Origin of the sequence: Paenibacillus sp. JGP012 (assembly GCF_014203995.1) — a bacterium.
GTDB lineage: Bacteria > Bacillota > Bacilli > Paenibacillales > Paenibacillaceae > Paenibacillus > Paenibacillus silvae.
Window position 1 is genome coordinate 1 of record NZ_JACHKG010000053.1, and the last position, 26,535, is coordinate 26,535.

Consider the following 26,535-nt stretch of genomic DNA (forward strand, 5'->3'; position numbering starts at 1 on the left):
GCACGCAAGCGGTTGAACCGCCGTATACCGAACGGTACGTACGGTGGTGTGAGAGGTCGGCTACTCAACTAATGGGTAGCCTCCTACTCGATTAATGCGTGTTACGCCGGAGGTTGTTGTTAGACACCTGCTATTACATTGGTACTGCAAGTACTGTATGCAGCAGCTCATTATGGCGGACATGCTTGGTCTCGTAGCCCAGGTGACCGAGCCAGCGGCACAACTCGTCCAGCAACGGGAAATGGCGCTCGCGTAAAGCCCGTTGCTGCTCTATATCTCTATTTGTGGCAGCGTGCTTGCTGTAAGTGTTACGATGCGCGGAATCCGTAAACATAAGGTCGGTAAGGCAAATTCTAACCGTGTCGGTGCTCTTGAGAACGCGTTGCATTTCCTCCAGGGCGAGCTGCTGTTGATCCGGTCCCAGATGATGGAAGGCAAAGCTCGATACCACGAAATCAAAGGATTGATCGGCAAAAGGAAGTGCCAGAAAATTACCAAGCTTCACCTGCATCTGCGGATATTTCCGGCGGCACGTTCGCAGCATTTCCCGTGACTGATCGATTCCTGTCATGACTGCACCCTGATTGAGCATTCTGCCAGCCAGATTGCCCGTTCCAGTCCCGATATCCAAGCCGGCTTCACCAGACACAGGAGAGATCCACTGCACGATTTGTTCCAGAGCTTCATCGTAATTATGGTAAAGATTGAAAGGCTTGTCTGCTGTAGTTTGTACTTTGGATAAAGAAGCATATGCAGGTGGCGTTATCTGTACTTGTCGAGTGTGCACATCTGCAGCTGAAGCGGATTGGGCCTGGACATATATAGATGATGGAGCAGCATGGTCTCCTGATTTAGCGCTGACATCGTTGCTGCACTCCACCTGCACGCGCTGATCATGGATCGCTGCTTGTTTATCATAGTTCCAGCGGTCATGCCAGTTCTGCCGTGCCTCCCGCAGACGACGTGCGCTGCCTGCCAGATCATGCAGATGACTGACCTCCAGCGATCCGTCCTGACGATTCAGATCAATCATTCGCTGGGTCGTATCCATCATACGTTTCAGCTCCACCCACTGTGCATACATTACCGCTTGCTGCAGCTCCAGGTATTCCTCCAGTCCCTGCTGGTTGCCCTGATCAATCTCGGCCAGCGCATGGGTGATGTCCTGTAATGACATACCAATCTCGCGAAGCGCGGCAATCGTCTGTAATCGCCATATATCATTTTCCGTATATGTACGATATCCGTTACCCGCCTGCTTGGCAGGCTGAATTAACCCTTTTTCCTCATAAAAACGAATGGCTCTTGCCGATATTCCCAACCGGGATGCGGCTTCTTTGATGTTCAACTCGCTCTACCTCCTTACCTTATGGATAATCGCTAATCCCAGTATAAACGTTAACGTTACGTCAAGGTGAAGCGCCTCATTCACATTTGGTCAAACACAAGCAAAATTTTAGTCCTTGCAACGGCTATGCTACAATATATACAGAATAAAGCACACGAAAAAAGTAGCCGAATGAGGCGAATCAAAGAGATATTTAATGAAGGTACACGAAAGGTTGAATCGGCATGCTTACCAGTCATACGTACAAGATACGGGCTTCCGAGATGAAGGATGCGAATGAACTGATGGAACTGGATATGCTGGTCTGGAATGCGTGCAACTCGCCTGCACCGATGCAGTGGCGCTCCAGACAGCAGTATCTGCAATATTGTCCGCCGGGCAGTCAATTGATTGCGGTTCAGGAGAACCGGGTATGCGGATATGTAGGCTTTCATCCCCCGACAGGTATGCCTGTGAACCGCCACGTATATGAGATTCATATTGCAGTTCATCCCGAGTTTCGCCGTTCCGGTGTGGCGACAGCTCTAATGAAAGCGATGAAGCAGCATGCACTGGAGCAGGGTATTCGCAAGCTCAGGCTGCGCGTGTTGTCCAGCAATCCGGGAGCAGTCGCCTTCTATGAGCAATGCGGGTTTATAACCGAGGGCAGGCTTGTATCTGAATTTCGAATTGGCGGCAAGGATGTAGATGATATTTTGATGGCTTATTTTATTCAGGCATAGATTGAGATACAGATGGTGTATATGGGCAAACAGAAACAGGGATAAGGGAGGAATAAACAATGGATATGGGTCTTCGTGGTAAAAAAGCACTGGTGCTGGCTTCCAGCCGAGGCCTGGGCAAAGCGGTGGCAGCACAGCTGGCACTGGAGGGTGCCGATGTGATGCTGGCAAGTCGGAGCGGGGACAAACTTGCCGCGGTCAAAGAAGAGCTGCTGGCGCTAGGTGGTGGCGGTCGCGTGGAGTATGTCGCAACCGATGTTACCCGCAAGGAGGATATCGCAGCACTTATTCAGACGACAGCAGAGCAGTTTGGCCAGATCGACATTCTGGTGAACAATTCAGGCGGCCCGCCTTCGGGTTCGTTTGAATCGCTGACAGACGAAGACTGGGGCAGGCATTTGAATTGAATATGCTGAGTTATGTCCGGCTGATTCGAGGTGTGCTTCCGCATATGAAAACAAACGGAGGTCATATCGTCAACATTGCCTCTACTTCGGTCAAGCAGCCGATTCCAGGTCTGATTTTATCCAATACGTTCCGTACCGGGGTGTTCGGTCTTGCCAAAACGCTCTCTCAAGAACTTGCACCCTATGGGATTCTGATCAACACCGTTGCCCCAGGGCGCATCGCGACAGATCGCATTCGTGAGTTGGATACGGCGCGAGCAGAACAGAACGGGGTTAGTGAAGAGGATATCGCCGAGCAGTTCCGCAAAGAAATTCCACTAGGACGTTACGGTGAGCCGGAGGAATTTGCCAAAGCAGTGCTTTTCCTGTTGTCCGGGGCCAATACGTATATTACGGGCGCTTCGCTGATTGTAGATGGCGGCATGGTACGAGCTCTCTAAAAGATAGACCACGCATCGATGTCAAGCAATTGAATGGCTCACTCTTTCTCTTTGAATGGTGAAAAGCTTAATCTAATAAAGTCCCTCCTTCACCGCTGCAAACAGCATGGGAAGGAGGGACTTGAGGTGGAGTCAGCTTCTTTGGAAGTGAACGTTAGCTCCAATTACGCAGGATTCTTGTCGGCTTCAGAAGTGCTCTTGTCTGTGGTATCACTCTTTGGTACAGAGTTCACGGAGGAGTCCGCTTCACCTTTCAAACGGGAACCATGATGATGCTTGGGTCCAACCGATGGGCGAGTTCCGTTGACTAAATCTGTAATTCGTTGGGTTAGGTCAGCAACCCGCTCATCGTATTGAGCCTGTGTAATTTTGCCGTCCTTCAACTCTTGCTGCAAATCGGAGGTTCTGTCGGTTACCAACTGATCAATAAGGGTTTGCACGTTTACCTTTTGGTTAGATGCAATCGCTGCAAGGGTATCTCCATTTTTAAGTGATGAAGTTAGTTCACTAGTGGTCACACCCAGCAATGATGCAAGCTTGTCCAGATTGCGGTCCACTTCAGGCCCCAATCCCCGTCCAGGTAAGCCAAGCCCAGGCGCAGCATGTTCAGGTTTTTTGGCGCGCAACGCAGATGGCTTCTCTTTTACCATTTCACTGATGCGCTCCGTAATAGACGCTAAACGTTCATCATACTGGGTTTGTGTAATCTTGGAGTCGGCAAGTTGTTTTTGCAATCCCTCTTTCTCCGCAGCAGCAAGTGTATCAATGAGTGTCTGAGTCTCAACCTTTTGCGCGGCTGCAATCTCAGCAAGGGACTGGTCTGCTTTCAGGGCTTCTTTTAACTCATCTTTGGTTAGGCCAAGCACAGACAGTAATTTTTCGGCATGAGGTCCGAACCAAGGTCCGAGTCCTTTTTCTGCTTTGCCAGACTGTTTTAATATATTGGAACCAATCGAGGCAGTGTGTTTATTCTGGAGTGCATCGGATGCTTTCGCCGCAGGGTCTGCATGAACCGCAGTTGTTGCCAACAAGCCCCCGCCAAGTGCAATCGTGAGAGCTAAAGCGCTGGTGACCTTTACTGCCTTTGATGATGTGCTTTTCTTCATCCGTGATCATCCTTCTTCCTTGGTTTAGTGTGTGGTTACAGAACCACAACGCTATCTTAGGCATCAAGCATGAAATTTAGATTAAGACAAGCTTAGATTGAAGTAAAATATGGATTCATAACCACAATAACCCCTCATCTGTGGCAAAGAATGTAAACGCCGCAGGTGAGAGGTTATAGATACGTTGGGTGATGTTATGAATGATGTTGAACGATGCCATGGAGCTTTTCTTTCGTATCTGATTGTGGATATGCATTATGTAATCCCTGGTTTATCGCAAAAGTTCCCATTCATGCTGCAACATGCCGTACACGGCATGATTCACATAACCTTTGGGCAGCTTCTCGACCTGTCGAATGACACCCTCAAGCACAAAGCCCAGTCGTTCGGGAATGGCACGGCTGCGTTTGTTGTTGGTGGCGCAGCGAATCTCGACCCGGTTCAGGTCAAGCGTGACGAGCGCGTAATCCACCAGAACACGGCAGGCACTGGTCATCAAGCCTTGGCCTTCAAAACCTTTGCCAAGCCAATACCCGATGCTCACCGAGCGGTTCGTCCAGTTGATTTCGTGGAAGCCGATGATGCCTGCAAGCTCTCCTTTTAACCAGATACCGGCTGTGAGACCACCGTTCTCCGCAGTTTGTTTTAACGCGCCTGTAATAAATTTCGATGTATGTTCAATCTCGGTCACCTGGTCCACCCATGGCAGCCAATGCCTGAGCTGATCCCGGGAACGGTCCGTCAGTTCAAACAGCGGTTTGGTGTGCTCCATCAGAAGCGGGCGAAGCTCCGTATATTCATCCAGTGAATAGGTAAACATGATTGCAACCTTCTTTCTTTATATAATAGGTAGATTAACGGGGAGGCCTTGGCAACTTGCGCTCCAGTGCAAACAGATCTTCTTCCATGGAGGCCATGCGCTGGTTTACCGTTGTGCGTGCGTCACTGAGTGCCTGATTATATATGTAGGGAGCAAGCTGTGTCATAAACAGGTCGAGCACACCCCATGCCGCCAGATCGCCCAACTCTTCGCCGCGTTCCTCTTCAAAATACGACTGGATCGTGCGAATGGCCTCATCCTGCTGTTCTTTGGTCAGTTTTAGCGCGTTCACTTGGGAAACCCTCCCTTAAATTTGGTTTTACTAACATGCTACATGATTCGTGCGAACTCGTCAAAATGGTATTAGGCCTAACTTCAGCCGAGGCATGTGTATCTGATCCTGATTTTGGTGCTGTTATTTATTGAACTCCTTCCCCGTTAAAGGTATATTTAAATGAAACGCGTACGAAACTTTCCATGAAAGAGGATGTTTTCAGGAAATGGCTTCGTCATTAAGGAATTTCACCCGGAATTGCTGTTTTATTTGCAAGCTCCAATCCATTCATGAAAGGTTTGATACCCGTGGACAATCGTTTCACAACCCCACCTAACTTTATTAAAAATATCATTACCGAAGACCTCCGGTCGGGCAAAGTCCAGGAAGTTATTACCCGTTTTCCACCGGAACCGAACGGTTATCTGCATATTGGTCATGCGAAGGCGATCTGGATCAACTTCACGCTGGGCGGCGAGTTTGGCGGCAAGACAAATCTGCGCTTTGATGACACAAACCCGGTGAAGGAAGACGTGGAGTACGTGAATTCCATCCAGGAAGACGTGAAATGGCTCGGATACGAGTGGAACGAGAAACGTTTTGCCTCGGATTATTTCGATGAGATGTACAACCGTGCGGTTCTGCTTATTCAAAAAGGTAAAGCCTACGTCGACGACCAAAGCGCCGACGAAATTCGTCAAATGCGCGGAACGCTGACAGAGCCGGGCAAGAACAGCCCTTACCGCGAGCGTTCGGTGGAAGAGAATCTCGACCTGTTCACACGCATGCGTGCAGGCGAATTCAAGAACGGTGAAAAGGTGCTGCGTGCCAAAATTGATATGGCTTCGCCTAACATCAACCTGCGTGATCCGGTGATCTACCGTATCTCTCACGCACATCACCATAACACGGGTGACAAATGGTGCATCTATCCGATGTATGCTTTTGCACACCCGCTCGAAGATGCCATTGAAGGTGTAACACACTCCCTGTGTTCCCTGGAGTTCGAGGATCAACGTCCTTTCTATGATTGGGTGATTGCTGAATGTGAGATGGAAAGTCAACCGCGTCAATACGAATTTGGCCGATTGAACCTCTCCCAGATGGTAACGAGCAAACGCAAGCTGAAGCTGCTTGTGGACGAAGGTCATGTGGATGGCTGGGATGATCCGCGCATGCCAACGATCTCGGGTCTGCGTCGCCGGGGATATACACCGGAAGCGATTCGTGATTTTGTATTCGAGACAGGCATTTCCAAAAGCCAAGGTGTAATTGATCTGCAAACGCTGGAGCACTTTGTTCGTGAAGATCTGAAACTGAAAGCTCCGCGCACGATGGCTGTGCTGCATCCGCTCAAAGTAGTCATCACCAACTACCCTGAGGGACAAGTGGAGTGGCTGGAAGCCGAGAATAACGTGGAAAATCCGGAGATGGGCAGCCGTCAAATTCCGTTTTCCCGCGAGATTTATATTGAACAAGACGATTTTATGGAAAATCCGCCGAACAAATACTTCCGTTTGTTCCCGGGCAATGAAGTGCGTTTGAAACATGCCTACTTCATTAAATGTAATGACGTGATCAAGGATGCGGACGGTAATGTCGTTGAGATTCATTGCACATACGATGTCGAAACGAAGAGTGGCAGTGGCTTTACGGGACGTAAAGTGAAAGGCACGATCCACTGGGTAGAAGCGACTCAAGCCGTGCCTGCGGAATTCCGTCTGTACGAGCCGTTGATTTCGGCGGACGCACCAGAGGCCGAAGCAGAAGCTGAAGTTGTGGCTGCTGTAGCAGGGGCTGAAATTGAAGCAGATGTGACGGGTGCTGGAGCTGAGACAGTCGAGCAGCCGGAGAAAACGTTCCTGGATCAGCTGAACCCGAACTCGCTCGAGATCGTTCACGGCTTCGTGGAGCAAGAGATGAAAGAAGCGAAACCACAGGACAAGTTCCAGTTTTTCCGTCACGGTTACTTCAGTGTTGATCCAAAGCACTCCGAGCCAGGCCGCCCGGTATTCAACCGGGTTGTATCGCTGAAAAGCTCATTCCAATTGCCAAAGGCATAAGGCTAGGAAGAAGATGGAACAGAGCGGAGAAGCGTAAAGACGTAAAAACGTGAAAGCTTGAAAACGCAGAAGTGTAAAATCGCAAAAACGTGAAAACGTAAGAACCCTAAATGTAAAAGTGTAAAGGTAAAGTCATGAAAACTTGAAACGTGTAGAAGCGTTAAAAGTGTAAGTGGCATAACCCGGTATAAGTATTAGAAGCATAAATTGCGTAAGCTTTAGAAGGTTCTTTGGCAGCATATAAAAATGGGGCGTTCCATTGTCATCATCATGACGGGACGCCCTTTTTTCATTGATGTATTGTCAAAAGCATCACGACTTTCAACCTGTTTATTTGGCTGTCCATCTCGTGACTACACTAGTTCAACCTTCAAGTAGGCGTTAATTTTCGCCATCTCAAAGCGTTTATACAGTCCATCCTCCATCATCTCACTATAATGATCCAGTGAGCTCCGAAATCACGTATTAGCTGGCTGCTGCCACATAATCTCGTCTCGTTAGCTTTTAGAGTAACCCATTCATGCTGAACAAACCTCTCAGTGTCCACCGTCCTTAACGATCACCATCAACCAAGTCTATATGCCAAATGCCTGTACATTAAGTAACTATTTATGTACCTACATGCCAACTAATTAACAACGAAGCGACTATACAACCGACTATACAACCAACAAACTACTGCAACCAAGCAAATGTACAACCAACCACCTACGTCAGCACGCCGGGGGCTCCATCATTCTCTATGCAAAAACATTCTAACGATTCCAGGGAACGCTATTCTCCTGTTTTTTAGCTTTTCAAAATTCTAACGAATCGTAGGAAGCTTATTTCCTCAAAAAGTAGGATTTTCAAGCATTTTTTGTGAGGATGTGGGGAAATAAGGCCTGTGGGAATCGTTAGAGTGTGAAACGGCTGAAAAACACGTAAATAAGGCTTCTGGGGATCGTTAGCCGCAGAGCTGGTGGGAAGTATTGGTGAGGAGTGAGCTAGTCCCCAAAGACTGGTGCATATAATCGATGTGGAGTAAGCTCGTCCCTCAAACTGGTGTGTGATATCGGTAAGGAGTGGGCTTTTTTCCCAAACTGGTGCGCAATATTGGTAAGGAGGTAGGCTTGTCCCCCAAACTGGTGCATAACATCGGAGAGAAGAGTGTCGTCCCCCAAACTGGTGCATGATACCGATGTGAAGTAAGCTCGTCCCCCCAACCTGGTGCACGATATCGGTGGGAAGGGGGATCGTTACCGTAGAATTAGTGTGAACAGCAGGAGCTTTGTCATCGGAACGCGCCAATGAAACGTTAGTCTTGCTAACATTTCCCCCTGCAACCTATGCTTATCTGTCCTCATCCATATTGCCCATTTCCGTCAGCACCGTAGGTTGATATCCGTTATGGCGGTTCCACAGCCACATGATGCCGAAGCCAAACGCGCCGATGATTGAGAAGAATACACCAATGCTGTACATCACCTCGGCTCCAAAGCTCTGGAAGAGCCACCCGCCGAAGAAGCCGGCAATAACGCCGGAAAGGCCGCCCCAGGCCATCGTATACACCGCTTGTCCGGAGGAACGATAGGGACGTGGAATAAACAACATGGTCAGCTGCGTGCCTACATAGAAATAACCGCCAAAGGTAACCGAGTGCATGAGCTGAATAAAAACCACTTCCATCGGGCTTGTGGCCAGAGCCATCAGCTGCCAGCGCAAGGCAAACAGCAGACTAATCAGAATGAGAGAGCCCAGCAACATGCTCATTTTGCGTTTAAGCAGTCGATCCAGCAGCAGGAATACACCGACTTCCAGAATGGAAGATGTGAAGATCGCCCAGCCGACCATCTGCTTGTCGCCGCCCATCTCTACAATATAAAGCGACATAAAGGTGCTGTTCATGGCATTCGGGACCGAGACGAGCACACCAAGACCGATAAAGGCCATAAAATGCGGATTAAACATGACCTTACCAAACCGTCTAAACGTAACAATCGGCGTATCGGAGGCAACAGGCTGCCTTGGAAGAAATACCGAGAACATAAACGCAGCGGCAATCATGCAAGCAAAAATAACAGACACACTGCCTACGCCATAACGGTCAATGACCGGTCCGGCAGCGACTGCGGTCAAAGCCCAGCCCAGTGAACCCCAGAGCCGGAAGGTGCCAAACTTCTGTCCTGTGCCGTCAATATATCCGAGAATCAGACTGTTGGTTTGAGCGAATAATGGACTTTGGAAAAAATAAAAAAATATCATCGCGACATAAATCCACGCATACGTAGGCGCATAAAATACCCCTTGTGCGAGCACAAAGGTGCCTGACATCATAATCATCAGCACGATTCGAATATTACGTGACTTATCGCTCCAGAAGCCCCAGAACGGGTTGGCAAACAGAGAGACAAACGGACCGATCGCCATCAGGCTGCCAATCTCCAGTTTGGTCATGCCAATCTCTTGAAGATACAGCCCAAGGAATCCGGCGAAGATGGAAATGGCTCCATAGATGAAAAAATTATATAGTTTCAGTGAGGCCAGCGAGGATGTGCCTCTCACAGGTGCAGATCTGTCCAATTGAGCCATTCCTTTCCGAATCGAATCATATTGTTCACTGTATCATTTGTTGAAAGGGGATTCAACGGTATAGAATATAGGCATTATCGATTGATCCACCCAAACGAAGCCGCCCCGGCCCATGTGCAGGTGTAACAGATTCATGTGTGGCTTGTAATGAAAACTCCTGATGAAAATGATAACTTGAATGTTAGGTATGACTCATATGCTATTCATAGCTTGACTTATTGTCAGAGTCATAATCCTTAGTCCCGCAGGAAAGAGGTGATCCCGTTATCTATGATCAATGAAAATGAACAGTGGACAGGCATTATATTGGCAGGCGGGCAATCCAGCCGAATGGGCACCCATAAAGCGCTGCTTGAGCTGAACGGCTCCACTGTACTGACACATATTGTAGAAGCAATAAGACCTGCCGTTTCCCGGATTGTTGTGGCAGCAGGTCCCTACGAAGCGTTGTACCGAGCCACGGACAAAGGCGCAAACAAAGCCGCAAACAGAGCTATGGACCACCACGAAGGATTGGAATTTATACAGGATCAATATCCCGGGAAAGGGCCTCTCGCGGGACTCCATGCGGCGTTAGCTGCATCCCGTACAGCGTGGAATCTGGTCAGTGCCTGCGATATGCCGCTCCTGCAAACCTCATTATTCAATGGTATGAAGAGGCTTGCAGCCCATTATCCAGCAAGCAATGCTATTGTTCCGCGTGTAGAGGGCCGAATTCATCCGCTTGCCGGGGCATATCACAGAAGGATACTGCCTGAACTGGAGCAGCGCCTGATTCATGACCAGCTGCGTGTGGTTCGCTGGCTGGAAGAGATCGGCTGCCAGTATGTTGAAACCAATGAACTGGAGCAAGCGGGTGTTCAGCAGTCTGCTCTGCAATTGAGCAATATGAATACCCCGGAGCAATTGCAGCATATACGCCTTCATCTTCAGAATTCAGATGGCTCGTCCTCAGGGCGGTGAGATGCCCGTTCATGATGGTGCCCTGCATGCTGATTGCGATAAAGCAGGGGGCTCTGACCCGTCCAGCGTTTGAACTGTCTGCTGAAATGTGACAAATGAGTATAACCTAGCTTTAGGGCGATCTCTCCGAGAGACAGGTCAGGCTGCTCGATGAGCATTTTGGCTTCCTGCAGCTTCAGATTCGACAGGTATGCTCGGGGTGAAATGCCAAATACCTTGCGAAATACCTGCAAGCCATATCCTGGACTGATGCCAAACGAAGCAATGATCTGCTCTACTCTCACCGAGGCTACATTGCCGTCTCTCATTCGAAGCTGTGCGTGAAAAGCCTGTTTGATCGCCTCCGCGATAGCTCCTGCATAATGCATGGCTGTGGGAGCTGGCGCCTGCGCAGAAGCAACAGAGATAACAGTCTCAGGAGCATGGTCTGCCGCTTGAGACAGCAGCGCAAACAGCTCAAACATGCGAGCCTGCATCAGCAATTTGTCTGTGGAAGAATACGCCTCCGCCGTATTAATCATGCCCATCCAGCTTTCCAGAACAGCTCGTATTTCCATATTATCTCCTGTACCTGCTGGATAGATTCTGCTACGCTGGGATATTAGCTTTAAGGTAAACACCGGATCATCTACATTGAAGTGTGCGCTAAAATACGTCATGCCCTCCGCAGAAATACAGCGATTTGTATGTCTGAACCCGGGCGGAATAAGCAGGATGGAGCCTTCCTCCACCATATACGTGTATCCGTGAATGACGCTTTCCTGTGTACCCCGGATGATCAGAATAATCTCAAAGCCTGGATGTGTCTCCTCAGGCATTGTCCACCCGTAAGGTACCTCTTGGCTGTGAGCACCATAAAATTTGATGTTGCAGTCAATGATCGGGAGCCAGTGTGCCAGTGTGTGGTACGGCATCTCTCGAAGCTGCGAACGGATATCCATAACATTCACCTCGGAAAAGGGTAAAAAATACTCGCTTTGTGCCATCGGCACTACGCATGTACTTCATTATAATCAGTTTAACGCTGACTTCCTAATCATGAAGCAGTTCGCAGTGTAATGAACAGGTAATGTACAGAAAACACACCTATACCACAATAATGTAAACGCTACCACTAAGGATGGGAATATGTCAACTTACCTAATACTCTCAAAGGAGACATCATTATGGACAAATTATTATACGGCGTAGCCTACTATGATGAATATATGCCTTACGAAAGATTGGACAAGGATATTCAGATGATGAAAGACGCTGGCATCAATGTAGTGCGGATTGCGGAATCAACCTGGAGTACACATGAACCGCAGAACGGCGTATTTGATTTCACCTCGGTGGATCGGGTGCTGGATGCCATGCATGCAGCAGGCCTTCATGTTATTGTGGGAACCCCAACATATGCGGTACCGACATGGATGGTCAAGGAGCACCCGGATGTTCTGGCAACCACTGTACAAGGTCCGGGAAAATACGGTGCAAGACAGATTATGGATATCACAAACCCTACGTATCTGTTTTATGCCGAGCGCATCATTCGCAAGCTGATCTCTCGGGTGAGCAAACACCCGGCAGTGATTGGATATCAGACTGATAATGAAACGAAGCATTACAACACGGCGGGGGACAATGTACAGCTGCAATTTGTGAAATATATGCGGAACAAGTTCAGTTCACTGGATGAGTTAAACAAAGAGTTTGGACTGGATTACTGGAGTAACCGGATTAACAGCTGGGAGGACTTCCCTTCCGTAGTAGGCACGATTAACGGCAGCCTCGGAGCGGAGTTTGCGAAGTTCCAGCGGCAGCTGGTCACGAATTTTCTGGCGTGGCAGGTCGGGATTGTGAATGAGTACAAACAGGAAGGACAGTTTGTTACCCAGAACTTTGACTTTGAATGGCGTGGATATTCGTACGGCATTCAGGGGGATGTGGATCATTTTGCCGCATCCCGACCTTTTGACATCACCAGTGTAGATATTTATCATCCTTCCCAGGACGAGCTGACGGGCATTGAAATTGCGTTCGGGGGAGATGTGGCACGTTCCACCAAGCAGTCCAATTATCTAGTCCTGGAGACCGAAGCGCAGGCATTCTGGCATTGGGTGCCTTACCCGGGACAGCTGCGATTACAGGCATTCAGTCATCTGGCTTCCGGGGCTAACATGGTGGCCTACTGGCATTGGCACTCGCTGCACAACTCGTTTGAGACGTATTGGAAAGGCCTGCTAAGCCATGATTTTGAACCGAATCCGGTGTATAACGAAGCGAAGACGATTGGCCGGGATTTTGCCCGCCTGAGTCCAAAGCTGGTCAACCTGAAGAAGACGAATCGTGTTGCTGTGCTGTTCAGCAATGAGGCGTTGACCTCCATCAAGTGGTTTGGCTTCAACTTCACCAGTGACAAAAATTATAACGACGTTGTGCGCTGGATGTATGATGAATTGTATAAAATGAACATCGGCTGTGACCTCATTGACCCTTCCGTGGAAAGTTATGAAGGTTATGATGTGCTTGTGGTGCCGGCCCTGTATGCAGCTTCGGATGCGCTTCTGGAAAAATTGAATCAATTCGTGCAGGGTGGCGGACATATCGTTTATTCGTTCAAAAGCGGTTTTGCCAATGAGCACATTAAAGTACGCTCGACACGTCAGCCGGGACTGATCAGCGAAGCATGCGGTATTAGCTATAACCTGTTCGTCGAGCCGAAGCATGTTGCGCTGCGGGATGATCCGTTTGGCGTAGGTGAGGAGCATAATCAGGTGCATACCTGGATGGAGCTGATCACGCCAACGACTGCGGAGGTGCTCGCGTGGTATGATCATCCGCACTGGGGAGAATATGCCGCAATCACACAAAACAGCTATGGCAAAGGCAAGGCGACATATGTCGGCTGTTATACCAGCGCTGCTGTCATTCGCAAGGTGCTGGAGCGTGTGATGAAGGATGCAGGGGTGTGGGGAGCAGATCAGGAGCTTGCTTTTCCGCTCATTGTGAAGACAGGTGTGAATGATCTGGGCCATACCATCCGTTATTACTTCAACTATTCGGATGAGGCGGTTTCCTTCAACAATCCGCATGGAGCAGGGACGGAGCTGTTATCGGGAGATTCGGTTGAGGCAGATCAGAAGCTTGAGCTGGAGCGGTGGGGTGTGCGCATTATTGAACAGAACTAGGGGATAATAGTGCAGATTTAAACGTCACCGGATTTTCCCTTTTGGAAAAGGGAATCAAAAAAATCTGGGGATAACAGCGCTTGGAAGGTGATTCTGTCATCCGAGTAGACTGTGTAAACACTTTATTTCAAATATATATGGATTCAAAGAATTGCTTCTATTTTCCGAAAAGAATAAAAAGACCATGGCGCCTTCAGCTTTGATGCTGGGGCGTTTGTGTTATTTTAGCTCAGGAGTGGATGCACTGTGTTTAAAGAACTATACCGCAGGCTGACCGATCCCTTCAAGCGCAGCATTCGCAATAAACTGATACTGACAATGACATTGGTTGCTGTGCTGCCAGTGATCGTTATCACTGCTGTCGCTGCCGAGAATGCACGTTCCTCTATGGAAGCCGAGATCAAGGATACGAACCGGGTGAACATGAACTGGGCCTCAGTGTATCTGGGAGAGCAGTTTACCCGCATGAATAATATTATTTATTCCATTCAGATTAGCGACGAGCTGCATCAGTACCTGGCGCTGACCCAGGAGGCTCCTACGTCCAGCCGTTTTGATGAACAGAAGGCTGTGTTCAATATGCTCAACAGTGTATACTATTCTGCTGGCAACTATGTATTCGGGGTGGAATTATACCTGAAGGAGCAGGACACGCTGTTCACCTTCAATTCGATGGATTACCGTATTCAGAGAGTGACGGATATTCCTGAAGGATATCAAGAGCTTTTTACAGAGCACAGAGATTTTACCATCAGGAATGATCCTAAGGATTCGTCCAAATTTCATATGACCCGCAGCATGAATCGTTTTGAGGATCAGGCCCAGATCGGAGCGATCAGTCTGGAGATCAAATGGGCCGAGTTCAATCAGACGCTGGAGCTGCTCGATAGCAGGGGTGATTATACCGTATATATAGGAGATAACCTGGGACATCCGATATATCAGCCAAACCCGTCGATTCAGCCATCGGATGAGGCTTTGAAGCTGCTGGCGGAAACGAAGGACAATGCCGGGTTTATACGTACAGCAAAGGAATATATTTTCTATCACGATATTGAGCCGTCCGGGCTGCGTGTGATCAAAATTGTACCGGATCATGTCATTAACGAAAGTGCGCTGGAAACGATGAAATACGGACTTGTTGTGGGCGGCATGGCTGCCGTGGTATCTGTCGCTTTGGCAGCGCTGGTCGCATGGCGTACTTCCAAACCGATCGTCAGGCTGGCGAACTCCATGAAGGGTATCCAGCTCATCAAGGATCGCAAGGTGGAGCGCAGCGGCAGGGTGGATGAGATTGGCCTGCTGGAGAAAAACCTGCATGGTATGGCAAGCCGTATCCGTGAACATATTCGGGACAACTACATGATGAATCTGGAGAAACAGACCGCTGAGCTCAAAGCGCTGCAATCCCAGATACACCCCCATTTTTTGCAAAATACACTGCAGATGATCGGCGGCATGGTTTATTCGCAGAAACCGGCTGACAGCTATAAGGTCATTCGTGCTTTGAGCGAGATGTTCCGTTACATTGTGCGGGCGCCCGACGGTCTTGTGCCGCTGCAATCGGAGCTGGACCAGCTTGAGCATTATATGCTGATTCAGAAGCAGCGTTTTGCGAGCCGGCTTGAATACAAGCCGGAGATTCACGGAGAGATTCGAGAGTGTTATATACCTAAGCTGTCGCTGCAGCCTATTGTGGAGAATGCATTTCTGCATGGGCTGGAGAACAAACCGGGGGAGTGGAAATTGGGCATTGAAGTCTATGCTGATCCGAAGGGTATCGTGACCATTCAAATCTGTGATAATGGTGTGGGCATAGAGCCTGAGAAGCTGGCCGAGATGCAGTCCAGACTGGAGCGTATCAAGCGGCAAACTGATCGGGTCTGGAGCTCAGGCACAAGTATTGGGCTGCTGAATGCAGCGTCACGGATGGTGATGCATTTTGGAGCGGATTACGGTATTCGTATGGAGAGTGAATATGGACAGGGGACCAGAGTCATCGTACGTATCCCCTGCACAATAGGAGGCGATTCCTTGTGAATAAGGAGTTATATAAAGTGCTGCTGGTGGACGATGAGCCGTGGAATCGGGATATTCTACGTAATCTTGGAGAATGGGACGAGCTGGGCATAAGCGTTTGTGGCGAAGCAGAGGACGGGGAGCAGGCCATCCAGATGGTGAAGGAGCATCAGCCTCAACTCATTATTACGGATATGCGCATGCCTGGGGCAGACGGTGTAGCCTTGTTACAACTATTAAGCAGTCAGTATCCCGAGATTAAGGTTATTGTGGTGAGCGGGTATGACGATTTTAATTATGCCAAAAATGCGCTGCGGTATCGTGCAACCGATTATCTGCTCAAGCCGGTAAATCCGGAAGAACTGAATGCTGCGTTAGCCAAATGCACACGCGAACTGGCCAACGCAGCCTCGGCACCGGATGTATGGGAAGCCTATCCGGCTTCCTTCGCGGGCGAGTTCTCTCTGCTCCAGCAGCAGGCACGTCTGCGCTTTAACGATCTGAATCTGCCAAACCTGCGCGAATGGTTTCAGCAGTTAGAGCAGAAGCTGGAGCGAAGTGAGCTTCGCAGACCCCGCCAGCTTGGACGGGTTGCCTACGAGCTGCAAAATCTGTTGAATGAGCTGTGTGTGTCCAATGGACTGTCGGATCGGCTGGAGGAGGCAGCCATTCCGCCAGCAGCAGCGCTGACATCCATCCAGGCAACGGTAGATTGGATCACCAAGGCGTATGAGCAAGCACTGGAGCAATTAATTGCACAGCGTAAATATAAAAATAAGCTGAATCTGGACGAAGTGAAGCAGTATATGGAGCAGCACTGCATGGAGATGATCACGCTGGAGCAGCTTGCCCAGATCTTCTTTGTCAGCAAAGAATATTTGAGCAAAGCATTCAAGAAAGAGTACGACGTCAATGTGACCGACTATGTGGTGCAGCTCCGAATGACCAAAGCGAGAGAATGGGTGATGGATGAGCAGATTCCGTTCAAACATATTGCTGAGATGACAGGATATGAGGATGTGTCGTATTTTTATCGGGTGTTCAAAAAGCATTTTGGCGTGTCGCCTGGAGAGATGCGCAAAGGCCAGCATAAGGATTTTAATCCGTCCCCCGAATGATTATTCGGGGGATTATAATTGGATTAAGGTTTAAAATAATCCAATGGAAGAGTCTAATTTTGTCCAATGAAGCGCTTACATTTTGCGATATATAATGAGCCTATGAAAGACAAACCAGTCATACCGGGAGGTCATAGAAGATGAAAGTATGGAAAAGCGTTGTAAGTGCAGCACTGGTTAGCGTTCTGCTGGCGGGCTGTGGCTCGAATGCAGGAACGGACAATGAACAAAAAGAAGTCGCAGCAGGCAGCACAGTGAACCTCAAAGTATTCATCGCTCAGCCAAGGCTCAAGGAACATTATGATAAATATATAGAACAGTTCAAAGCCAAGGAAAAAGCGGACAAAAATATCGAGGTGAATGTGCAGCTGGAGATGCCGCCGGCAGATAATGCACCTCAGATTTTGAAAACGAGACTGGCCTCCAATGACGCACCGGACGTATTCGCTCTGCATGCGGTGAATGAGATTCCTCCATTCAGCAAAGCCGGATATCTGGAAGACCTGTCGGATCAGCCTTTCGTAGATAAACTGCTCGATTCAGTGAAACCATCCGTAACGGATGCAAGCGGGAAAATCGTTGCTGTTCCGCTGGAAACCTTATCATGGGGGTATCTGTACAACAAGGATATCTTCAAGGAGCAAGGACTTGAAGTTCCAACAACATTGACAGAAATGAAAGCGGTTGTAGAGAAGCTGAAGGCTGCCGGAATCACACCGTTTGAGCTGTCTTACAAAGAAGCCTGGGTTCCACAGCTGTTCCTGTCGCTGACTGTCGGCGCATTGACACAGACGGAGCACAAGGATTTCGTAGAGAAAATGAACAAGGACGAAGCTTCCTTCTCGGATATGAAAGCATTGTTTGATGTATTTGATCTCGTGAATGCCAACGGAACGGACAAAGCGCTTGAAGTCGGAGCCGATGACGGCGCAGCGGCTTACGCAACTGGCAAAGCTGCAATGTGGATTCAAGGACCTTGGTACGCAGAGACCATTCTGAAGTCCAACCCGGACATCAACTTCGGTGTAGCTCCGATGCCGCTGAACGACAACCCGGATGATACCAAAATCAACCTGAGTACGTCCACTTCACTGGCTGTATCCTCTACAAGTAAAAATAAAGAAGTTGCACTCGATTTCGTGAACTACATCCTGGATGACAAGGATTCAAGCGCATTCTACGAAGCGCTCAAGTTCAATCCGGTGGCCAAAGTGCATACGTTCAAGAGCTTCCCGTGGGTAGACGATGCACTGAAATATGTGAACGAAGGCAAAGCGTATCAAGATCCAACGATTCCTCAAGCTGTTAAGGATGAGTCTGGTAAAGCGCTGCAAGGGTACTACTCTGGACAGCTGAATCAACAGCAGGTCATTGATGCACTCGACAAGGCGTGGAAGTCCTACAATAAAGTGAACAAATAAGAGCCCGTGAGAAAAGCGGTACCCGCATTTGTTGACAAAGTCTCCACGGTACCCCGAGCGGTGCCCGGGAGCTTTGTCGGCAAACAAGCGGTGCTTTATTTCGTCGCAGTCTCTAGGCAGATGAAACGGCTGGCTGAACGATCTTCGTTCCCCCGTTACCTTCATCCGCTGTGTATAAAGGGGGAGAAGTTATGGCTACGAGTGTGTTCAAAAAGTACCTTTCACTGCTCGCGTTTACAGCGCCAGCCTTTGTAATCTATGCAATATTCCTGCTGTACCCAACCTTTAGCGGCATGTTCTACAGCTTGACCGACTGGAACGGGTTGAATCGTGACTACAGCTTTATCGGACTGGGAAACTTCGTGGAATTGTTCAAGGAAGACCCCGACTTTCTGAATTCTCTGTGGTTTACACTGAAATATGTTGTGTTTATGCTTGTTCTGCAGAACGTCATTGCGCTGCTGCTCGCGGTGTTCATCGAGACACGTACACGCAGTAAAGGCCTTTTTAGAACGCTGTTCTTCATGCCGAACATGATCAGTACCATCATCAGTGCCTTTATGTGGACGTTTATCTTTTCACAGGTGCTGCCACAACTGGCGGAGAAGCTGGCAGTTTCTTTTCTCGACCAGCAATGGCTTGGTGATCCGAAGTTTTCCTTCTACTCGATACTGATCGTGTCGCTCTGGAACGGTGTGGGCTACATGATGATCATTTATCTGGCAGCGCTGCAAGGCGTGCCACAGAGCCTCAAGGAGGCCGCCGTGATTGACGGAGCCAACGCTTTTCAAGTGCTGCGCAACGTGGTCCTGCCAATGATTACACATGCCATCACCATCTGTTTCTTCCTGACGCTGAATGGTGCATTTAAAGTGTTCGAGGTGGTTTATGGTTTGACAGGCGGCGGACCTGGCCGGGCGACTCAAGTTATCACGATGAATATTTATGAAGAAGCCTTCTCCAACAACTTCAGGTATGGTTACGCAAGTGCCAAATCGGTTGTACTGTTTATCGTCGTTCTCATCTTTACACTCATTCAGATCACCGTCATGAAGAGAAAAGAGGTGGAGGCATGAGGATGCGGCGGATAAATAACGTTCTGATTCGACTGTTCCTGATCCTTGGCTCCATGGTTGCCATGCTGCCGATCTATATGGCCGTGGTAAACTCGTTCAAGACACAGGGCGAGATGTTCCAATCCTTTATCGCTCTTCCAACAACACTGCACTGGGAGAACTATACCGATGCTTTTAACAAAATCAATCTGCTCGGCAGCTCGCTCAACTCGGCCATTGTGTCCATTCTGGGCATCGGGGGAATTGTATTCTGCGCTTCCCTGGCGGGTTACAAGCTGTCGCGGACTTCCGGTCGATTAAGCAACCTGATCTTCTTTATGTTTGTTGCATCCATGCTGGTGCCTTTCCATTCTATTATGATCCCGCTGACACGAGTGGCGAAGGGCATGGGGGTACAGGGCAGCACATACGGACTGGCTTTGATCTATATCGGACTTGGTGTAAATATGGCGATTTTCCTCTATCACGGGTTTGTGAAGTCCATTCCGCGTGAATTGGAAGAATCGGCTCAGATTGATGGATGTAACGAGTTCCAGACGTTCTTCCGGATCATTTTCCCGCTGCTGCTGCCAATCACTGTAACCATTGCGATTCTGGACTTCCTGTGGATCTGGAACGACTTCCTGCTGCCGCTGCTGATGCTGACCGATGTGAACAGATATACGCTGATTCTGTCCACGAACATGCTGTTTGGCGAGTACAACAAAGAGTGGCCTTTGATTCTCTCTTCTCTCGTCCTGACGGCAATTCCAGTCATCCTGATCTACGCGTTCTTCCAGAAATTCATTATGGAGGGCATTGCGGAGGGTGCGGTAAAAGGTTAACGAACTTATATGTTGTATTCCGATTTAATTTAACTCACAGTATGCTAACAGCCTTGAACCGGGGATATGCTCCTTCAGTTCAAGGCTGTTTTAAGGTTGATTCCGCAGCAGCCTGCGCGCCGCTTGCGCAAGGCAGATTAATCCACGCTCCATCTCGTCGAAGGAAGCATAGGCATACGAGAGGCGGATATGCTTCGCATCGAGCCGGTCATACAGGTAACCCGGGTGAATCAGCACATTTTCCTCCAGACATGCATGGAATAATCGTCGTATCGACAACGGTTCCGCTGAGAAACGCAGCCAGATATAGAAGCCGCCTTTCGGTGTTGTCCAAGCTGCAATGTCATGGAAGTGCTGCTGCAATAACGTCAGCATGAACGCTTTGCGTTTACGAAGTTCAGGGCGAAGTTGTTCCATGTGGCTTGCATGATGCTCGTCAGCAAACCATGATGCGGCTGCCTCCTGAGCAAGTGAACTGGTGCCGTAATCCGTCTGCATTTTGATATCGGCCAGCCGCCGAATAACGGGCACAGGGCCGACAAGCCAGCCAAGGCGAAGTCCGGGGCTGACTGCTTTGGAGAGCGTGCCCATATGCAGAACCCGGCCTTCCAGGTCGTTTGCTTTGAGCGAGGGCGGGGGAGGATGCTCCAGCCACAGCTCCTGATAAGCGGCATCCTCCAGAATGGAGATGCCGGAGATGCGGGCAAGTGACATCAATTGTTCCCGGCGCTCTCTGCTCATTACACCCCCTGTAGGGTTGTGGAAGCTCGGGATCGTGTACAACAGTGGAAAAGATTCGTCGCCGTTCTTGCCGCTAACCCTTTTCGCGGTCTGGACGGCTCGATCCAGATACCCGAGATCGAGTCCCTCTTCATCCATAGGAATACCATTCAGTTTCAAACCGGCGGATTGAAAGGCATGAATCGAATAGAGATACGAGGGTTTCTCCAGCAGCACGGCTGAACCACGCGGCAGGAGTCCTACCGAGATCAGATGCAGTGCCTGTAGCGAGCCAGATACGATCAGGATGGAATCCGGCGAGGCCTGGATGCCGCTGGTTTGCAAGTGCAGGGCCAAGGCCTCGCGAAGCTCGAGGCTGCCTTGAGGTTCAATATAATTAAGGGTCCGAGTACGGCTGGACAAGTTCTGAAGAATTTCGTTGAATGCTGCACCGGGCATGAGCTCAGGTGCAAGCTCGCCAGTGCCCAGCCGAATAATGCCAGGACGGAATTCGGCCTGATTAATCTGCTGTATCTCAGGCAGGTTCGGGTAATACCACCCCTCTTGTGCAGCTTCACTCCAATTGGGCAATGATGTATGCGCAAGGCTATGCCAGCCTGAACCGGAGACATAGGTCCCACCGCCGTGGCGGCCTTCAATCATTCCTGTTGCGGCAAGATTATCCAGAGCAGTCACCAGTGTACTTCGGTTTACTCCCATAGCTGCTGCCAGCGTTCGCTGAGAAGGAAGGCGATATCCGGCAGACCATTCCCCTGTGGTGATTTTTTGACGAATATAGGCTTCAATCTGACGATACAGAGGCAGATCAAGGGCAGGGTCTGGACTCCAGTTGATGCTGGAAGAACGATCAATAGGGCTACGTCCCATCTGGAAGTTTCACCTCCAATGTCTTATGTATCGTACACTATATCATTTGGTTGGGTTCAATGCCATCCAAGTGGCTGGTTACATGTGACTGCGTCTCATCTACTCTGAAGACACAGATAAGGGGGATGAGGAAGAATGGAAGTCATGATCCACGCCGTGGTGCTGGCCTTTGGCCTGATTCTGCCGCTGGGTGTCCAAAATGTATTTATTTTTAATCAAGGGTTAACGCAAAAGAAATACCTGCATGCACTGCCTGCTGTAGTTACAGCAGGGATTAGTGACACATTGCTGATTGGAGCTGCCGTGGGGGGCATGTCTCTCATTTTGGTTCAATGGCCGCTGCTTACCCAGGTTTTATACGCAGCTGGTTGTCTGTTTTTGCTCTATATGGCTTGGGGGCTATGGAGAGCATCAGCTTCCTCAGCTGAAGCTCCAGCAGCGATGTCGGCAGGACGGCAGGTTGCTTTTGCCGCTTCGGTGTCTATTCTCAATCCGCATGCCTTGCTGGATACGGTGGCCGTCATTGGCACCAGTTCGATTCAGTATGAAGGGATAGAGCGAATGTATTTTACGATGACAACGATGGCTGTATCCTGGGTTTGGTTTCTGGGACTTGCAGGTGCAGGCAGGCTGGTTGGAAGCAATGATCACACCGGCCGGGTTCGGCACGCACTGGACCGTTTGTCCGCGCTGATTATGGTTGGGCTCGCGCTGATGATGTGCTGGAAGCTCTTAGCTTCATAGAGCTTTTGCGGAGAATGGCATCGTTATGTTGAAAATCGCCGCTCTGGAAACGATATTCGCACTTAACTATTTGATGGTTGTTTTTGGAAAGTTTAGTTCAGCAGCAGCAGGATTTTAAAGAATATCGTGTGCGTCCTCTTTAGGCAGGAGTAACTAAGCAAAATGGGCACTAGTAACTGGGTTGTTATCTCTATCGTGTGATTCTGGGCCTACATAAGATAGGAGCAAACCTAAGAAGAGGTGAGATAAATGAGTTCATTTAGAAATTCATGCAATTCTGGTCGAAGAAAGGTTAAACGGGTTAAAAATGTTTGTGCTTGTGTTAGCCATCGTAGACCAGATGTTAAAGTTATTTGCCCAATCGGTGCAACAGGGCCTATTATAATAGGAAAACTGTAAATTAGCTTATAGAATGCTCTAATAATTGAGCTATCACACTACATATAAGATACCGCTCTACTGGACAAGTAGGCGGTATTATTATAGGTATCATGACTTTTGGAGTTTTTGGATCGAAGTCAATGGAGGAAAACTCGTGTGGATTTAATGGAGTTTTTTGCAAAGACATATAAGAAACTAAAATAAATTAAAAATGAGCTAAATAAACTGGACGAATTAGGGTAACTCCACTTACAAGGGATATATTGATTTCCTTTGTAGGTTCACTCATAGATGAATATTATCGTAACAGCCCGTAGTGACTTTGGGTCAATTCCTAAGTTTCAGACAGAGGTATCGCCATCATTTTACTAATAAAATGATGCTATTTGTGTTTTCATAGGACAAGCAAAGAAATGCATATATAACATTATTCACATCAAGGGGGGCATGAGGATTGATTACTTCTGCATTGAATGCCGGTTATAAGACTGTAAAGATGGAGACGGTGGATAAAGAAAAACTGACTGATATTAGTACAATTAAATTTGATAAGTCTCTTCCAATGGAAAAAAGATCTGTTTACATTATTAAAAAATTGAAAAATCCGTTCTGTTTCCGCTGTGGCGATGTGGTTATCCTGCTTGAATTTGACGATACGGCCCCACCGATTCAAGAAGTTCTCACTAATTTTATGATACGCAAGAAAAGTGGCTTGTAATGTGCCTTTGTGCCCTCGACAACATGGTTTACATCATGCCTAATTGGTATTTTTTAGGTGTAATGCTATAGGGAGGTATACACATGGCCAGAACAGCGAATAGGCAAAATATTGATAAAGTAGCCTCAAAAATAAAGGTTTGGAATGTCGCTTTTTATATTCGTCTTTCACGTGAAGATAAGCGAGGAAAAGATGAATCTGAGAGCATTACCAATCAAAGATTAATACTGTCAGATTTTCTTGAGCAACAGGATGAAAACGATGAATACATTCTTGTGGATGAATATGTCGATGATGGTGTAAGTGGAACCACAGATGAAGCACGTAAAGGCTTTCAACGATTGCTGGCTGATATTCAAAAAGGAAAAATTAACTGTGTAATTGTTAAAAATCTTGCCCGTAGCTTTCGTAATAATGGTGACCAGAGCTATTATCTTGGCGATTGGTTCCCACGTAACAATGTGCGATTTATTTCGCTTTACCAGCAGCCAGTTGATACTTACAAAGATCCACAAATTGCACAAAACATAGCAGTACCAGTTCAAGGTTTTCTTAATGAAGAACATGCACGAGGTACCTCAGAAAGCATTAGAAGAACCTTTGACAAGAAACGCGAAAAGGGATTGCATATTGGCTCTTTTGCTGCTTATGGATACCTGAAAGATCCTATGAACAAAAATGCGCTAATTGTGGATGAGGAAGCTGCACAAAACATTAAAAATATTTTTAAATGGTTTCTAGAAGGAAAGAGTAAAAATGCTATTGTACGCACATTAAATAATAACGGTATTTTATGTCCAAGTGCTTATAAGCAGAGTAAGGGATTGAAATATAAAAATCCTAAGGCTGAAGGTAAGAATCCTTTATGGAGTGCGGTGACAGTAACCAACATGTTAAAAAATCGTCTATATGTTGGAGATATGGTACAAGGACGTCAACGAATTAAAAGTTATAAAATTCATGTTCAGGAAACAGTACCTGAAGAGGATTGGTTTGTTGTAGAAAATACTCATGAGTCAATCATTAGTCGTGAGGACTTTAATAAGGTGCAAGAACTTTTAAAAAAAGACACCCGTACTGCTTCAAAGCAAAAAACACTATATTTATTTAGCGGATTCCTGCGCTGTGCAGACTGTGAAAAGGCGATGACACGTAGCCAAGTTAAAGAAAATGTGTACTATTATTGTCGCACATACAAAGACCAATCTAAATTAGCCTGCACGAAGCATATGATAAGGCATGATCAATTAGAAAAAGCTGTGTTTTATGTTTTAAAACAGCAGATTTATATTGCCGTATCTCTTTCCGAAATGTTTTCGAAAATTAACATGGCTCCGCTTCAGAAAAGTCATTCTATTCGTTTAAATGAACATATATCATGCAAAGAAAAGGAACTATTGAAAATTTCATGTTATAAACAGGGTCTCTATGAGGATTGGAAGGATGGAAATATTGACCATATAGATTATTGCCAAATGAAAGAAAATTATGAGCGACAAATACAAGCTATAAACGAAGTGATAATGAATTTGCAAAATGAAAAACGCGAACTTGAAAATGGAGTCGATACAGAAAATCCGTTTTTAGCAACTTTTATAAAACATAAAAACATCAACAAACTGACTAGAGACATTTTGATTGAACTTGTTGATCGTATCAAGATATACGTAAATGGCAGTATCAGCGTGAAACTTAAATTTGCCAATGAGTACCGCAGAGTTGCCGAATACATTGAGGTCAATAGCTCTGAAAACGCGGTTTAGAAGACCGCCTTTTTAACGGCAGTTTGTTTTCCTAATATAAACGTTCCTACAGGCCCAACAGGCCCAACAGGCCCAGCAGGACCAGTAGGCCTTGGGGGTCCGGCAGGTCCGGCAGGTCTAGCGGGTCCAGCAGGCCCGGTAGGTCCAGCAGGTGTTACGGGTTCAGCCGGTCCGGCAGGTCCAGCAGGAAGAATCGGTCCAGCAGGCCCAGCAGGCCCAGCAGGTTTAGCCGGTCCGGCAGGTCCAGCAGGTGTTGCAGGTCCAGCGGGTCCAGCCGGTCCAGCGGGAGATCCAGGTCCGGCAGGCGCTGCGGGAGCTACAGGCCCGGCAGGCGCTGCGGGAGCTACAGGCCCGGCAGGCGCTACGGGAGCTACAGGCCCGGCAGGAGCCACAGGAGTCATCCCCGCCCCTGTTCTTGGATTGTTTAGAACTCAATCAACTGTCAATGTTCCAATTGCAGCGGGAGCTGTCGCCCCACTTGAACTTGCTCAAATAAACACTCCTGGCGGGGCATTTACACTTAACGGAGACGGAACAGTTACAGTGAATCAAGCTGGAATATACCAAGTTGATGCTCGTATTCAAGCTGCAGCAGATGGTTCATTCCAGGTATTTGTAAACGGGGCACAACCATCTGTTTTGAACGGTGGGGCTGTACCTACAGCAGCTGGTGGAACGGCTATTATTCCTACAATTCTTACGCTTAACGCAGGAGATGTAATATCCATTGTAAATGGAGGGAACGTAGCATCAAGCTTGCTTGGGGTATTTGACGGCTTAATAACAGCTAACACAGCTCTCCGTATTATAAAGTTAGATTAATAACTGCTTTTTCTAAAATAACTAATTGTGAATTATGCATATTAGGGTTGTAGTTTTTAATCTATATAACTGTACTTGCCAAAATTCGGAGTAATAATTTGTAAAAAAAATAGAGACCGTCATATGTTTCCTTGTACAATGGAAGTACCACCCA

The 26,535-nt window shown here is 48.0% G+C and carries 21 protein-coding genes and 1 pseudogene; 14 read left to right on the top strand and 8 right to left on the bottom strand.

Annotation, left to right across the window (positions count from 1 at the left end; all coding sequences use genetic code 11):
- Positions 1-133: 133 nt before the first annotated feature.
- A complete protein-coding gene (locus HNR77_RS29280) occupies positions 134-1,348 on the bottom strand; it encodes a methyltransferase domain-containing protein (protein WP_184191501.1) in 1,215 nt (404 codons plus the stop codon).
- A 224-nt stretch (positions 1,349-1,572) separates the two neighbouring features.
- Here HNR77_RS29280 and HNR77_RS29285 point away from each other — a divergent pair, with 224 nt between their 5' ends.
- Both HNR77_RS29285 and HNR77_RS29290 read left to right on the top strand, forming a co-directional pair.
- Positions 1,573-2,070, top strand: a complete 498-nt coding sequence (locus tag HNR77_RS29285) for a GNAT family N-acetyltransferase (RefSeq protein ID WP_184191503.1) — start codon at positions 1,573-1,575, stop codon at positions 2,068-2,070.
- Between the two features lie 59 nt (positions 2,071-2,129).
- Positions 2,130-2,917: pseudogene (locus tag HNR77_RS29290) on the top strand (SDR family oxidoreductase).
- 164 nt (positions 2,918-3,081) lie between these two features.
- Here HNR77_RS29290 and HNR77_RS29295 read toward each other — a convergent pair.
- The 3 genes from HNR77_RS29295 to HNR77_RS29305 form a co-directional block, all read right to left on the bottom strand.
- Positions 3,082-4,023: a LysM peptidoglycan-binding domain-containing protein gene (locus HNR77_RS29295; RefSeq protein WP_184191505.1), complete on the bottom strand. Its 942-nt coding sequence runs from the start codon at positions 4,021-4,023 to the stop codon at positions 3,082-3,084.
- A gap of 271 nt (positions 4,024-4,294) precedes the next feature.
- Positions 4,295-4,843 carry a GNAT family N-acetyltransferase gene (locus HNR77_RS29300; RefSeq protein WP_111269012.1) on the bottom strand — a complete coding sequence of 183 codons (549 nt, stop codon included), beginning with the start codon at positions 4,841-4,843 and terminating at the stop codon, positions 4,295-4,297.
- A 34-nt stretch (positions 4,844-4,877) separates the two neighbouring features.
- On the bottom strand, positions 4,878-5,135 hold the full coding sequence (locus tag HNR77_RS29305) for a DUF2164 domain-containing protein (protein ID WP_090924184.1): 258 nt from the start codon (positions 5,133-5,135) through the stop codon (positions 4,878-4,880).
- A 272-nt stretch (positions 5,136-5,407) separates the two neighbouring features.
- On the opposite strand from HNR77_RS29305, the gene HNR77_RS29310 reads away from it, so the two are divergent.
- Positions 5,408-7,180 carry a glutamine--tRNA ligase/YqeY domain fusion protein gene (locus HNR77_RS29310; RefSeq protein WP_184191507.1) on the top strand — a complete coding sequence of 591 codons (1,773 nt, stop codon included), beginning with the start codon at positions 5,408-5,410 and terminating at the stop codon, positions 7,178-7,180.
- A gap of 1,332 nt (positions 7,181-8,512) precedes the next feature.
- On the opposite strand, the gene HNR77_RS29315 is transcribed toward HNR77_RS29310, so the two are convergent.
- Positions 8,513-9,751, bottom strand: a complete 1,239-nt coding sequence (locus HNR77_RS29315) for an MFS transporter (protein WP_184191509.1) — start codon at positions 9,749-9,751, stop codon at positions 8,513-8,515.
- Between the two features lie 270 nt (positions 9,752-10,021).
- On the opposite strand from HNR77_RS29315, the gene HNR77_RS29320 reads away from it, so the two are divergent.
- Positions 10,022-10,714: a molybdenum cofactor guanylyltransferase gene (locus HNR77_RS29320; protein WP_184191511.1), complete on the top strand. Its 693-nt coding sequence runs from the start codon at positions 10,022-10,024 to the stop codon at positions 10,712-10,714.
- On the opposite strand, the gene HNR77_RS29325 is transcribed toward HNR77_RS29320, so the two are convergent.
- Positions 10,681-11,655, bottom strand: a complete 975-nt coding sequence (locus tag HNR77_RS29325) for an AraC family transcriptional regulator (RefSeq protein WP_184191513.1) — start codon at positions 11,653-11,655, stop codon at positions 10,681-10,683. The genes HNR77_RS29320 and HNR77_RS29325 overlap by 34 nt on opposite strands.
- Before the next feature lie 225 nt (positions 11,656-11,880).
- On the opposite strand from HNR77_RS29325, the gene HNR77_RS29330 reads away from it, so the two are divergent.
- The 6 genes from HNR77_RS29330 (at position 11,881) to HNR77_RS29355 (ending at position 20,345) form a co-directional block, all read left to right on the top strand.
- A complete protein-coding gene (locus HNR77_RS29330) occupies positions 11,881-13,887 on the top strand; it encodes a beta-galactosidase (RefSeq protein WP_184191515.1) in 2,007 nt (668 codons plus the stop codon).
- A 246-nt stretch (positions 13,888-14,133) separates the two neighbouring features.
- The gene (locus tag HNR77_RS29335; RefSeq protein ID WP_184191517.1) at positions 14,134-15,927 is read left to right on the top strand and encodes a sensor histidine kinase; all 1,794 of its coding nucleotides are present in this window, start codon (positions 14,134-14,136) and stop codon (positions 15,925-15,927) included.
- Positions 15,924-17,024 (top strand): response regulator transcription factor, encoded by a 1,101-nt coding sequence (locus HNR77_RS29340; protein ID WP_184191519.1) that lies wholly within the window; start codon positions 15,924-15,926, stop codon positions 17,022-17,024. Before HNR77_RS29335 ends, HNR77_RS29340 begins: the two co-directional genes overlap by 4 nt.
- 140 nt (positions 17,025-17,164) lie before the next feature.
- On the top strand, positions 17,165-18,445 hold the full coding sequence (locus HNR77_RS29345; protein ID WP_184191520.1) for an ABC transporter substrate-binding protein: 1,281 nt from the start codon (positions 17,165-17,167) through the stop codon (positions 18,443-18,445).
- Positions 18,446-18,636: 191 nt separating this feature from the next.
- Complete coding sequence (locus HNR77_RS29350; protein WP_184191522.1) at positions 18,637-19,521, top strand: carbohydrate ABC transporter permease; 885 nt, start codon at positions 18,637-18,639, stop codon at positions 19,519-19,521.
- Entirely contained in the window at positions 19,518-20,345 is an 828-nt protein-coding gene (locus tag HNR77_RS29355; RefSeq protein WP_145404466.1) for a carbohydrate ABC transporter permease, read from the top strand. The genes HNR77_RS29350 and HNR77_RS29355 overlap by 4 nt, the downstream gene beginning before the upstream one ends.
- Before the next feature lie 90 nt (positions 20,346-20,435).
- Here the strand turns inward: HNR77_RS29355 and HNR77_RS29360 are convergent, their stop codons facing one another.
- A complete protein-coding gene (locus HNR77_RS29360; RefSeq protein ID WP_184191524.1) occupies positions 20,436-21,953 on the bottom strand; it encodes an aminotransferase-like domain-containing protein in 1,518 nt (505 codons plus the stop codon).
- 135 nt (positions 21,954-22,088) lie between these two features.
- Here HNR77_RS29360 and HNR77_RS29365 point away from each other — a divergent pair, with 135 nt between their 5' ends.
- From HNR77_RS29365 to HNR77_RS29375, 3 genes are all read left to right on the top strand, one after another.
- Positions 22,089-22,697, top strand: coding sequence for a LysE/ArgO family amino acid transporter (locus tag HNR77_RS29365; protein WP_184191526.1), 609 nt, complete (start codon positions 22,089-22,091; stop codon positions 22,695-22,697).
- An 835-nt stretch (positions 22,698-23,532) separates the two neighbouring features.
- Entirely contained in the window at positions 23,533-23,796 is a 264-nt protein-coding gene (locus HNR77_RS29370; protein WP_260411007.1) for a DUF6870 family protein, read from the top strand.
- Positions 23,797-23,879: 83 nt separating this feature from the next.
- Positions 23,880-25,559 carry a recombinase family protein gene (locus HNR77_RS29375; RefSeq protein WP_184191528.1) on the top strand — a complete coding sequence of 560 codons (1,680 nt, stop codon included), beginning with the start codon at positions 23,880-23,882 and terminating at the stop codon, positions 25,557-25,559.
- On the opposite strand, the gene HNR77_RS29380 is transcribed toward HNR77_RS29375, so the two are convergent.
- Entirely contained in the window at positions 25,556-25,960 is a 405-nt protein-coding gene (locus HNR77_RS29380) for a hypothetical protein (protein WP_184191530.1), read from the bottom strand. The two genes, HNR77_RS29375 and HNR77_RS29380, sit on opposite strands and share 4 nt — an antisense overlap.
- A 19-nt stretch (positions 25,961-25,979) precedes the next feature.
- On the opposite strand from HNR77_RS29380, the gene HNR77_RS29385 reads away from it, so the two are divergent.
- The gene (locus tag HNR77_RS29385; protein ID WP_221444045.1) at positions 25,980-26,381 is read left to right on the top strand and encodes a hypothetical protein; all 402 of its coding nucleotides are present in this window, start codon (positions 25,980-25,982) and stop codon (positions 26,379-26,381) included.
- The last annotated feature ends 154 nt before the right edge of the window (positions 26,382-26,535 follow it).